We start from the raw sequence: 9,940 nt of genomic DNA, 5'->3' as shown, positions 1-9,940 counted from the left end.
GCTCTCTGTAGCGCTTCAGGGAAAACCCTGTGTGTGCTGCAGCGAGAAAAGAACTATAGCACGAGGATTTTCCGCTTTGCAAGTTTTTTACCTGAATATTTCATGTAAAAGAGGCGGTTTACAGTAATTTTCCACTTAGATCATTGTTATATATGATAAAACTTAAATGAAACTAAATGATGCCCAAATGACTATATCTCGTTCATAGCTGGAGAGACACCAGAACTGGCAGGTGAAACGCCAGGATGCCCCATCGCAGAACAGGTCGATTCCAGGCTTTTTCTCTCCAGCTCAGCATCGATTCCCTTGTTTCGCGCTGAATTCCCGCCCCAAACGTGTTTTCGCAGACAGACAGACAGACAGACAGACAGACAGACAGAAAAGATAAGAATGCAGTTGCGATCCTGGGGAAGGCTGCACAAAGACCCGGCTATCACCATGGGCCGCTAATCTAGAACCTGGTCTACAACACTCTATATATAGAGCGCCGGCCATCCCTCTACATATAGAGACATACCAAGCGCCCTACTTTTGACCCACAAACCCCTCTCTATATAGAGACACCCCATCCAGGCAGATAGGTAAGCCACATCTCCCCTATTACAATAGGCAGACAAATAACTCTGTATGCAGACTATGGCCCGCTCATCTTCTCAAGCCCCTGCGGCACAGCTCAGCCTGATTGGCGAGGAACTACTCTCCGGCAATCTCCTGACCGAGAACATCCTGAATCAAATTGCCCGCCTTCCCAGCGACTGGCGTGCAACATTGGATCGCCCGGAGCTGCAAGACATATTGGCAACTCTGGCCAAGTGGTTGGACAAGGAGTGCCAGGATGGCGCCTCTATTTACCCGGCCGCCCCTTTCCGCGCACTGGAACTGCTGCCATTGCAGAAAGTCAGCGTCGTGATTCTGGGCCAGGACCCTTATCACGGTCCCAATCAGGCGCAGGGATTGTCATTTTCCGTGCCTGACACTTGCCCGGCCCCACCCAGTCTGCGCAATATCTTTAAAGAGCTGGAGCTGGAATATCCCGACACCACCTTGCCAAGCAGTCATGATCTGAGCAACTGGGGTCGACAAGGTGTCTTGCTATTGAATACATCGCTGACTGTAGAAGATGGTTTGCCTGCCTCTCACGCCAAGAAAGGTTGGGAGCAGATTACTGACTCCCTGCTGATGAACCTGGCCCAGCAGACTACACGCCCTATTGTTTATATGTTGTGGGGTGCTCACGCCCAAGCCAAAGAAGCACTGATTCAGCAGCACTCCCAGCATCCTTACCTAATTTTGAAGGCCAATCACCCTTCCCCCTTGGCTGCTCGCCGCCCCCCTGTTCCTTTTATTGGCTGTGGTCATTTCCAGCAAGCCAATGACTGGCTCAAAGAGCAAGGCGTCACTCCCATACAATGGTTTGCCACTGGCGCTTGACCATCCGTTCCCCTTACCTGATCCAGAACCATGCCTTTAAGCCCTGCCAATCCAGAATTAAGCTCTCAAGAACAACATGCTCTTTGGTCGAACGAACTGCTCGAACAATATGGCTGGCAATTTCAGGGAGAAACGCCGTTTGCCGTCCCCTTAAGCAGCCTGCCCTTGCTGGATGAATTGTTCAAGTTTGTGAACGAGACCATCAAGGACTCTTTTGATCGCTCTTTATTCTGCTGGACTGATCTTAAACAAGACAACAAAGGTCTGACGGCCTGGTATCTGGGCGTCGAAGATTACGACGAAGTGCTGGAGCCTTATATAGAGAGCTTGTCTGCCAAGGCCCTGGCCCAGAGTGATGCAGTAGAAAGCCCACCGTCCGAATAAAAGGACACCAGCAAGCAGTGATACAGGCAGCCAGGGATACATGCCCCAAGAACCGCGAACGACTCTCCGGCTTGCTGGCTGCCCTGAAACCTGTAAAAAAACAGGCAGACGCGGATCAACAACACCGGAAAACCCGGAAGTCATAAAAAAAACCCGGCGCCAAGGCCGGGTTCTTCAAATAAAAGCCAAGTCTTACAAAGACCTGTTCTCTTATCTTTAAGGTTGCACACCTGCTGCGTGCGCCTGCTGGTCTGCGTGATAGGACGAACGCACCATGGCACCAACCGCCGCATGGGTAAAGCCCATTGCATAGGCCTCGCGCTCAAACATCAAGAATTCATCAGGCGTCACGTAGCGCATCACGGGCAAGTGGTGGCCGGATGGCTGCAAATACTGGCCAATGGTCAGCATATCAATATCGTGAGCTCGCATATCGCGCATCACTTCCAGAATCTCTTCATTGGTCTCACCCAAGCCAACCATCAAACCGGATTTGGTTGGAATGTTTGGATGCAACTTCTTGAACTCTTGCAGCAGTTTCAAGGAGTGGTGGTAATCCGAACCAGGACGCGCCTGCTTGTACAAGCGAGGTACCGTTTCCAGGTTGTGGTTCATCACATCTGGAGGGCAGGCATTCAGGATCCCCAACGCACGGTCCAGACGAGCACGGAAGTCCGGCACCAGCACTTCAATAGTCGTAGTTGGCGAATGCTCGCGCACCTGACGGATACATTCCACAAAGTGGGCAGCGCCACCATCACGCAAATCGTCACGGTCTACGGAGGTAATAACCACGTAGGACAACTTCATGGCGCCAATGGCCTTGGCCAGGTTGGCAGGTTCATTCTCGTCCAGCGGGTCAGGACGGCCATGGCCCACATCACAGAATGGGCAACGACGTGTGCACTTGTCGCCCATGATCATGAAGGTGGCCGTGCCCTTGCCAAAACACTCCCCGATATTGGGACAGGAAGCTTCTTCGCACACCGAGAACAGCTTGTGCTCGCGCAGAGTTTCCTTGATCTCGTAGAAACGGGAATTCGGTGCAGCCGCCTTCACCCGAATCCAATCAGGCTTTTTCAAACGCTCTGCCTGCACGACCTTAATGGGAATGCGCGAGGTCTTGGCCTCGGCCTTCTGCTTTTGCGTTGCGTCGTATTCGACAACGCGAGGGCGCACAGTAGGTTTGGAATCGACGGACGTATCTGTAGGGGTGGTCATAGGCGTCTAAATAGAAAAACAGCGTGCGGGCAACATCACTAAACGATGGGCGCAGTGGTCAATTGTAGCCCCTTCGCTTTACAAGCGCCTAGAACAAGGGCGATAGTTTGTACCAGTCCCCTCTAATATAGAGGTCGACTTAACGATGCAGCAACACCCAAAAATAAAACCTGCACATACTATAAGTACGGAGACTTGCATGTCACAAGAGCACCTCGCCGATCCCGTCCTGCTGGAACAGCATCAGGGACTGGCCCGCATCACCTTGAACCGGCCCGCCAAGTACAACGCGCTGTCTGAAGAAGTGTTGGACTCTTTACAACACATTCTGGACAAGCTGGCCCAGGACCCCAGCTTGCAGTGCGTCATCATTCAGGCGGAAGGCAAGGCCTTTTGTGCCGGGCACGATCTGAAACAGATGCGCTCCAAACCCGAACACGACTATTACCGTGATCTGTTCAGCCGCTGCAGCCGCGTCATGCAAGGTGTGCTGGCCTTGCCCGTGCCGGTGATTGCTCGTGTGCAAGGGCTGGCCACCGCAGCGGGCTGTCAGCTGGTTGCTACCTGCGATATGGCTGTTGCCACCGAGTCCACTCGCTTTGCAGTATCAGGCATTAATGTTGGTCTTTTCTGCTCCACCCCTGCTGTTGCCCTGTCACGCTGCGTGCCACCCAAGGCCGCCATGGAAATGTTGATGACTGGCGAATTCATCAGCGCCCAACGAGCTCAAGAGCTGGGGCTGATCAATTACGCGGTAGCCGAAGACCAGCTGGATCAAACCGTACAGAAACTGGCCGACAGCGTCATGGCCAAGAGTCCGGTCGCCGTCCGCGCAGGCAAGGCCATGTTCTACCGCCAGCGCAGCCTGGCTATTGAACAAGCCTACGACTACGCCGGTCAGGTCATGGCTGACAATATGATGAGCAATGATGCCTGCGAAGGTATTGATGCTTTTATCGAGAAACGCGCGCCACACTGGAGCGGAACCTGAGGCGGCACTTGACGAATAAATAACAATATAAAGATGAGCGCCGCCACATGCGGCGCTTTATCGCTGCGCTATTTAAGCTGCCGCTGCCTGTAGGCGCAGAGCCATCGCTTGCGATAGATAATTAGACAAATACTGTGCAACCTCGTCCATGGGGACCACGACGCCTTGCGAACGCATATCTGTTGTTTGCAGCCCTTCATAGCCACAGGGATTGATGCCGCTAAATGGGCTTAGATCCATGCCTATATTCAAGGCCAGTCCATGGTAAGAGCGGCCATTGCGAATCTTGATCCCCAATGCGGAAATCTTGGCCAACTCCTGGCTTGCCACCCCTTGCGGTACATAGACACCCGGTGCCCCTGGCTTGCAGCAAGCCCCTTCGACACCAAAATGCGTCAGACAAGCAATAACAGCCTCTTCCAAAAGGCGTACGTATTCTTTGACGTATAAGCCCACCCGGCGCAGATCAAACAGGCAGTACACCATTAACTGCCCAGGGCCGTGATAGGTAATCTGCCCGCCCCGGTCGGTTTGCACCACGGGGATGCCACCGGGATTCAGCAGATGTTCCGGCTTGCCAGCCTGTCCTTGCGTATAGACAGGCGTGTGCTCGACAAGCCAGATTTCATCAGGAGTCTCCGCCTCGCGCTGCTCGGTAAAGTCGCGCATTGCCTGCCAGATAGGTTCATAGGCGCTGGGCCGCTCAAACCACTTGATACGAACTGAGTCGGACATGAACGCCTGATCCCTGCTTTACATCACCACACGCACCAGATGATGCGCATGCAGGGCACGGTAAAGATTATCCAGTTGCTCACGCGAGACAGCGCGCACCGTGAAAGTCAGGCCCGTGTAGTTGCCTGCCTTGCTGGGACGCACCTCGATAGTGGCAGCGTCAAAGCCTGGATCGTGTTCCAGCACGATAGCCAGCAATTCGTCTTGCAGGGTTTCGTGAGTCTGGCCCATGACTTTGATAGGAAAGTCACTGGGGTATTCGATCAACGATTCTTCGGGGGAAATTGTCATGCTTGCTCCGCAGCCTTGATGGCCTTGTCATAGCCTTCACGTAATTTGGCAAAGACAGGGCCGGGTCGTCCGTCGCCGACGGGCTGACCGTTAAATACAACGATGGGCAGCACCTCTTTGGTGGCTGACGTCATCATAATTTCATCGGCAGTGTCGACCTCTTCACGAGAGATCTGACGCGCCTGAAAAGCTATACCCGCCTGGGCGGCCAGCTCTTCCATCAAACTGTAGCGAATCCCTTCCAGGATCAAATTGTTGCGCATGGGTGCCAGCAAGGTACCGTCGCGCACAATCCAGATATTGCAGGAGGCCCCTTCGGTCAGAAAACCGTCTCTGAACTGAATGACCTCGTCCACACCGGCTTCCAGAGCCTGTTGCTTGGCCAAAACATTGCCCAGCAAGGAAATGGATTTTATATCGCAACGCAGCCAACGCTCATCGTCAATGGCCACCGCCTTCAAACCCGTTTCGCGCTCTTGCTGCACTCGCTTGAAGGGCGAGACCATGATGAAGATGCTGGGCGGCACATTGCTGGGGAAGGCGTGGTCGCGCTTGGCAACACCGCGGGTTACCTGAATGTAGACCATGCAGTCGGCACCCCGGCCCGAACGGGCCAGCATATCCAGCACCAGCTTTTCCCATTCACGGCGAGTGAAAGGGTTGGTGATGCCCACTTTTGCCAGACTGCGCTCCAAGCGCCCCAGGTGCCCATCAATACGAAAAGGTTTCCCGTGATAAGCAGGCACGACATCGTAAATGCCGTCGCCAAAGATAAAGCCACGATCCAGTACCGAGATCTTCGCTTCACCCAAGCGCACAAAGTCGCCGTTCAAATAAACAATGCTGTCGGGGTCAATGCCTGCAATCATAGGATTTAGCCTCGCACCAAGGAATTACTCAAACATCAAGCGCACTTTGTCGGCCATACGACCAAAAAAGCCGGCCTCGGGCACATCTTGCAGCACCAGCAAAGGCTGCTCTGCCAAAACCTTGCCATCCAGGGACAAAGTCAGTGTACCGACCTTGTCACCCTTGCTCAACGGAGCCAGCAAAGGCTGGGTATAGTTGGCAACAGGCTTGATTTCCGAGGACTTGCCACGTGGAACAGTCAACCACAAGGCTCCTTCTGTACCCAGGCCTACATTCTCGACCTCACCTTCCCAAACGCGGGCGGTGACAGCAGGATTGCTGGCGTCGTACAGTTTGACCGTTTCAAAGTTCTGGAAGCTCCAGTTCAGAAGCTTCAGGCTGTTTTCTGTACGAGCGGCGTCATTTGCCGTGCCCACCACAACCGACACTACGCGACGGCCATCGCGCAAGGCGGTCGACACCAGGCAGTAACCGGCCGATTGGGTATGGCCGGTTTTCAAACCATCAACTGTATTGTCCAGCCACAGCAGGCGGTTACGGTTGGGCTGCTTGATATTGTTGTAGGTGTACTCTTTTTGGCTGTAGTAGTGCAGATACTGGGGGAAGCGGGCAACCAGTGCCGCGGACAACACGCCCAGATCACGTACCGAGGTCAGATGCTCTGGATCAGGCAAGCCGGTGGAGTTCTTGAAATGCGTAGCCGTCAAACCCAGCTTGGCGGCTTCTTCGTTCATCAAGGCGGCAAAAGCACCTTCGCTACCCGCAACGGCTTCGGCCAAGGCAACAGAGGCATCATTGCCCGATTGCACGATCACACCTTGCAGCAGATCATTCACGGCCACTTGCGAATTAACTTTCACGAACATGCGCGAACCTTCGGTGCGCCATGCCTTGTCCGAAATCACAACGGTCTGATCCAGCTTCAGGCGACCGGATTCCAAAGCATCAAAGACCAGATAGGCCGTCATCAGCTTGGTCAGGGAAGCAGGCTCGACCTGTTCGTTCAGCCCTTCTGCCGCGATGATCTGGCCACTATTAACGTCCATGGACAACCAGGCACGTGCCGTCAGGCTAGGTGCGGGTACAACGGACAAATCACCTGGCAAGGCAGGCGTCTGAGCGCCAAGCACTTGAGCCGATTCTGTCGGGGTAGGGGTTTGAGTCTGTGCCTGAGCCACCATAGGCAGCGCCAGGGCAAGTGCCACCACACAACGAGAGAGGACTGGAGATGCAAATTTTTGAATAGAAGTCATGGAAAAAATCGATTGCTTTGACAGTGGCGGAAAGAACCCATTATGGCAGAGCCATCTGGGCCTGTGAGGGGCAAGGCCCCTGAGTCTGAACAGGAAAACGCAACGATTTGAAAGCAAAACCCGGCTTAGGTTCCAAGCCCGGCCAAATGACGGCTGACCAACTCACGCAGCTGAATCAGCTTGCCATGAAAAAAGTGGCCGGCCTCGGGCAGCACAACCATGGGCAACTGATGCTCACGCGCAAAGTCCATGCCTTCCGACAAGGGAACGACATCGTCGGTTTCACCGTGCACTAGCAAGGTATCGGCAGGAGGGCTGACATCCCGGAAGCGGAAACGATTGACCGCAGTACCAGTCAGGATGAAGGCGCCGGGCAAAGGTGCCTGGGCTTCCTGCAGGCTGGCATACACTTGAGCAGCGACTGCAGTGCCAAATGAAAACCCGGCCAACATGGATGGGCCGGAACTCCACTGCGGGAAATGTGATGGGAATTGCTCAATCAAAGCCAGCATATCGGCAGTTTCGCCGCGGCTGCTATCGAACTCCCCGGCAGACTTTCCGACACCACGGAAATCCGGGCGTACTGCCAGCAAACCATGTTGAGTGGCACTGCGCGACAAGGTTGTCACCACTTTGTTGTTACGTGCCCCACCATGCAAAGGGTGAGGATGCAGCAACAAGGCCCAACCCTTGGGCTCGCCCGCTGGCCAGTCCAGAGCACAGTCAATAACACCGGCCTGGCCGGAAAATTGGATTGTATCTACGCGTTCAGACATGCTCAGATCAAATATCACATAAGATTACGTTTAACTCATCCAGTGTACCGGATTGTCATGAATACCTCTTCTGCATTCACCCTACCCAGCCCGCGCGATATGGTGGCAGAGCTGCGTACGCGCTTGCCACATTTTCCCCAGATACGCTGGGTAGACTCGACCGAATCGACCAACGCCGATTTGCTTGCCCTGGCTCGTCAGGAATCCGGGCCGCGTGTGCGTCCCTGGTTGCTGGGCGCACATCTGCAAAGTCGTGGTCGTGGGCGTGCCGGACGCACATGGGAAAACAGCGTCGGTGCAAACCTGATGTTTTCCTGTGCCTTTGATATTTTTCTGCCTGCGCGGCAGCTGCCTACTCTTTCGCCGCTGTCCGGTCTGGCAACGACGGAAGCGCTGCGCCAGTTTCTGGAACCGGCAGTGCGTAATCGTCTGGCCATGAAATGGCCGAATGACGTGCTATGGGATCAGGCCAAGCTGTCCGGCATTCTGGTTGAGGCGACCCGCGCCAGTGCAGCGCCCAGCTCCAGTGACCATCATGTGGTGATTATCGGCATAGGCCTGAACCTGCGTGAAGCAGAGACCATCAGCCAGAACACGCAACGCGCCATTGCAGACTGGACCAGCATTGCTGAACACTCCCAGCAAGCGTCTCTGGCACGCTGTTCGGACCTTGTGGCCAAAGTCGCGCAAAGCCTGTACCTGAGCCTGAACCATGTCACAGCCCACGGTTTTGCTGATCTGCCTACACGCTACGCGCAAGTTGACGCGCTAATTGGCCAGCAAGTCCATATCATTGACAATGGCCAAGTCCTGCATACAGGCATCGTGACGGGCATCAATACCTCGGGGCAATTATTATTGCGCCACCCCGATGGTTCCGAACGCGCGGTCACAGTGGGCGAAGTTTCCGTTCGCGCTCACCGCTGATCGCTATACTGCACTCTTTTTAGCTCTGACGATCCGGCATGACCCTGCTCATCGACTCTGGCAACACCCGTATCAAACTAGGGTGGTGTCATCCTTTAAGCGGCGCGCGCGAAAGCCAGCCGGTTAGCGTGCATGCCGACCAATTGGATCAATTGGCGGTTTGGCTGGAGGCAGGCCAGGCCCCGCTGCAGGAATTCGCCCAACAAAAAGGTGTACAAGCACTAGGAGTGAATGTGGCCGGGCCACAGGTCCAAGCGCAAATTGATGCGGCCGTCAGCCGTCTGGGCTTGGGACCGGTACGCTGGTTGCAGGCCCAAGAGCAGGCTTTTGGGCTGCACAACGATTATGAACAGGCTGGCCAATTGGGTGCCGATCGCTGGGCCTCCTTATTAGGGTTAAGCGATTTGCTAACCCAGGAATACCCGGTCGACCAAGGCGCCTTGCTGATCAGCTTTGGTACTGCTACCACGATTGACTTGCTGGGACCTGCACAAAATGGAGTGCGTCACTTTTTAGGTGGCTCCATTCTGCCCGGTCCCAGCTTGATGCTGGCTTCACTCAAGCAAAATACGGCGCAGCTCCCTGAGGCGCATGGGCAAACTGCGGCGTTCCCACGCAATACTCAAGAAGCTATCAGTACCGGGGTTGCTGCCGCACAGGCTGGAGCCGTGTTGCGACAATGGGAGAAAGGCCGTCAGCATCTGGGACACAGCCCATTGGTCTTTTTGGCGGGCGGTGGCCGCGCACTGGCGCAGCAAGAACTGTTAGAACAATTAAGTCATCATTGCCGTTTGCTCAATATAGAGCCCCCCCATCTACACGAGCTGGAAACTCCTGCCTTGCGGGGTCTGTCGCTGTTTGTGGCGCACCCGTAAGTCGATTCGAGCTTACAACCGTCCCTCTGCCCCCTCTTGCCTGTGAACTGCCGGTGACCCATAGATACGATTGGCATTAAAACGGATGAACTTAAACTCCCCTACCCGTACAATCTTGGGTTGAACTGTACTTTTCAGGGCATTTGCGATGCGACTGCTTTTCATACTGATCCTGGTGGCAAACCT

General features: G+C 54.6%; 11 protein-coding genes. 5 read left to right on the top strand and 6 right to left on the bottom strand.

The window, feature by feature from the left end:
* Nucleotides 1-636: 636 nt before the first annotated feature.
* Both ACFPDR_RS18670 and ACFPDR_RS18665 read left to right on the top strand, forming a co-directional pair.
* Nucleotides 637-1,431 carry a uracil-DNA glycosylase gene (locus ACFPDR_RS18670; protein WP_240688249.1) on the top strand — a complete coding sequence of 265 codons (795 nt, stop codon included), beginning with the start codon at nucleotides 637-639 and terminating at the stop codon, nucleotides 1,429-1,431.
* 30 nt (nucleotides 1,432-1,461) lie between these two features.
* Nucleotides 1,462-1,815, top strand: coding sequence for a hypothetical protein (locus tag ACFPDR_RS18665; RefSeq protein ID WP_137431031.1), 354 nt, complete (start codon nucleotides 1,462-1,464; stop codon nucleotides 1,813-1,815).
* A gap of 216 nt (nucleotides 1,816-2,031) precedes the next feature.
* On the opposite strand, the gene lipA is transcribed toward ACFPDR_RS18665, so the two are convergent.
* A complete protein-coding gene (lipA, locus tag ACFPDR_RS18660) occupies nucleotides 2,032-3,036 on the bottom strand; it encodes a lipoyl synthase (protein WP_021447088.1) in 1,005 nt (334 codons plus the stop codon).
* A gap of 199 nt (nucleotides 3,037-3,235) precedes the next feature.
* Here lipA and ACFPDR_RS18655 point away from each other — a divergent pair, with 199 nt between their 5' ends.
* Nucleotides 3,236-4,027: an enoyl-CoA hydratase gene (locus tag ACFPDR_RS18655; RefSeq protein WP_376911747.1), complete on the top strand. Its 792-nt coding sequence runs from the start codon at nucleotides 3,236-3,238 to the stop codon at nucleotides 4,025-4,027.
* A gap of 72 nt (nucleotides 4,028-4,099) precedes the next feature.
* Here ACFPDR_RS18655 and lipB read toward each other — a convergent pair whose 3' ends face one another.
* From lipB to ACFPDR_RS18630, 5 genes are all read right to left on the bottom strand, one after another.
* On the bottom strand, nucleotides 4,100-4,762 hold the full coding sequence (lipB, locus tag ACFPDR_RS18650; protein WP_226349790.1) for a lipoyl(octanoyl) transferase LipB: 663 nt from the start codon (nucleotides 4,760-4,762) through the stop codon (nucleotides 4,100-4,102).
* A gap of 18 nt (nucleotides 4,763-4,780) precedes the next feature.
* Complete coding sequence (locus ACFPDR_RS18645; RefSeq protein ID WP_009460108.1) at nucleotides 4,781-5,053, bottom strand: DUF493 family protein; 273 nt, start codon at nucleotides 5,051-5,053, stop codon at nucleotides 4,781-4,783.
* Nucleotides 5,050-5,922: a D-amino acid aminotransferase gene (locus ACFPDR_RS18640; RefSeq protein ID WP_376911744.1), complete on the bottom strand. Its 873-nt coding sequence runs from the start codon at nucleotides 5,920-5,922 to the stop codon at nucleotides 5,050-5,052. The genes ACFPDR_RS18645 and ACFPDR_RS18640 overlap by 4 nt, the downstream gene beginning before the upstream one ends.
* Nucleotides 5,923-5,946: 24 nt before the next feature.
* Entirely contained in the window at nucleotides 5,947-7,176 is a 1,230-nt protein-coding gene (locus ACFPDR_RS18635) for a D-alanyl-D-alanine carboxypeptidase family protein (protein WP_035268521.1), read from the bottom strand.
* 125 nt (nucleotides 7,177-7,301) lie between these two features.
* Entirely contained in the window at nucleotides 7,302-7,952 is a 651-nt protein-coding gene (locus ACFPDR_RS18630; RefSeq protein ID WP_021447090.1) for an alpha/beta hydrolase, read from the bottom strand.
* 57 nt (nucleotides 7,953-8,009) lie between these two features.
* Between ACFPDR_RS18630 and ACFPDR_RS18625 the strand changes: the two genes are divergently transcribed.
* Both ACFPDR_RS18625 and ACFPDR_RS18620 read left to right on the top strand, forming a co-directional pair.
* On the top strand, nucleotides 8,010-8,879 hold the full coding sequence (locus tag ACFPDR_RS18625) for a biotin--[acetyl-CoA-carboxylase] ligase (RefSeq protein WP_009460113.1): 870 nt from the start codon (nucleotides 8,010-8,012) through the stop codon (nucleotides 8,877-8,879).
* 38 nt (nucleotides 8,880-8,917) lie between these two features.
* The gene (locus ACFPDR_RS18620) at nucleotides 8,918-9,754 is read left to right on the top strand and encodes a type III pantothenate kinase (protein WP_060186525.1); all 837 of its coding nucleotides are present in this window, start codon (nucleotides 8,918-8,920) and stop codon (nucleotides 9,752-9,754) included.
* Nucleotides 9,755-9,940: the final 186 nt, after the last annotated feature.

This window comes from Alcaligenes sp. GCM10023179, from assembly GCF_042653705.1.
Lineage (GTDB): Bacteria > Pseudomonadota > Gammaproteobacteria > Burkholderiales > Burkholderiaceae_B > Alcaligenes > Alcaligenes phenolicus.
The sequence above is the reverse complement of the archived record's forward strand: the minus strand, read 5'-3'. Positions and strand labels throughout refer to the sequence as shown.

Coding starts and splice junctions, on each gene's coding strand:
- ACFPDR_RS18670 (WP_240688249.1), top strand. CDS start 637: ATGGCCCGCTCATCTTCTCAAGCCCCTGCGGCACAGCTCAGCCTGATT.
- ACFPDR_RS18665 (WP_137431031.1), top strand. CDS start 1,462: ATGCCTTTAAGCCCTGCCAATCCAGAATTAAGCTCTCAAGAACAACAT.
- lipA (WP_021447088.1), bottom strand. CDS start 3,036: ATGACCACCCCTACAGATACGTCCGTCGATTCCAAACCTACTGTGCGC.
- ACFPDR_RS18655 (WP_376911747.1), top strand. CDS start 3,236: ATGTCACAAGAGCACCTCGCCGATCCCGTCCTGCTGGAACAGCATCAG.
- lipB (WP_226349790.1), bottom strand. CDS start 4,762: ATGTCCGACTCAGTTCGTATCAAGTGGTTTGAGCGGCCCAGCGCCTAT.
- ACFPDR_RS18645 (WP_009460108.1), bottom strand. CDS start 5,053: ATGACAATTTCCCCCGAAGAATCGTTGATCGAATACCCCAGTGACTTT.
- ACFPDR_RS18640 (WP_376911744.1), bottom strand. CDS start 5,922: ATGATTGCAGGCATTGACCCCGACAGCATTGTTTATTTGAACGGCGAC.
- ACFPDR_RS18635 (WP_035268521.1), bottom strand. CDS start 7,176: ATGACTTCTATTCAAAAATTTGCATCTCCAGTCCTCTCTCGTTGTGTG.
- ACFPDR_RS18630 (WP_021447090.1), bottom strand. CDS start 7,952: ATGTCTGAACGCGTAGATACAATCCAATTTTCCGGCCAGGCCGGTGTT.
- ACFPDR_RS18625 (WP_009460113.1), top strand. CDS start 8,010: ATGAATACCTCTTCTGCATTCACCCTACCCAGCCCGCGCGATATGGTG.
- ACFPDR_RS18620 (WP_060186525.1), top strand. CDS start 8,918: ATGACCCTGCTCATCGACTCTGGCAACACCCGTATCAAACTAGGGTGG.